This window comes from Arcobacter sp., from assembly GCF_050300555.1.
In the GTDB taxonomy this organism is placed as follows: Bacteria; Campylobacterota; Campylobacteria; order Campylobacterales; family Arcobacteraceae; genus Arcobacter.
Genome location: NZ_JBNKXY010000200.1, coordinates 1 through 633, shown reverse-complemented (window position 1 = coordinate 633; position 633 = coordinate 1). Strand labels below are relative to the sequence as shown.

The 633-nt window shown below is 32.2% G+C and carries 1 pseudogene; it reads left to right on the top strand.

What is annotated here, in order from left to right:
• Positions 1-633 (top strand): annotated as a pseudogene (locus ACQY5W_RS13290) (DNA-directed RNA polymerase subunit beta); the annotation flags it as partial.

Here is a 633-nt window from a genome sequence, read left to right as displayed (position 1 = left end):
GGTGTTATCAAACAAGTTAAAGTTTATATTGCAACTAAGAGAAAAATTAAAGTTGGGGATAAAATGGCAGGACGACATGGAAACAAAGGTATTGTTTCTAACATCGTACCACAAGTTGATATGCCTTACTTAGAAGATGGTTCAACTGTAGATGTTATTCTTAACCCACTTGGGGTTCCATCACGGATGAACATTGGACAAATTTTAGAAGTTCACTTAGGATTAGTTGGTAAAAGACTTGGAACACAAATCCAAGATATCTTTGATGCTAAAAGAACTGAATTTGTTTCAGAATTAAGAGCCAAAATGATTGAGATTGCTGATGTTACAAAACTTATGAATGGAAAAGAATTCTTAGGTACTTTAAGTGATGAGCAATTAATTGAATATGCACAAGATTGGACAAAAGGTGTTAGATTTGCAACACAAGTTTTTGATGGTGTAAAAGAAGAAGAGTTTATTAAACTTTTTGAATTAGCAAAAATTGATACAGATGGTAAAACTCACCTTATTGATGGTAAAACTGGTGATAAGATGAAAGAAAGAGTAAATGTAGGTTATATGTATATGCTTAAACTACATCACTTAGTTGATGAAAAAGTTCACGCAAGATCTACTGGACCTTATTCACTT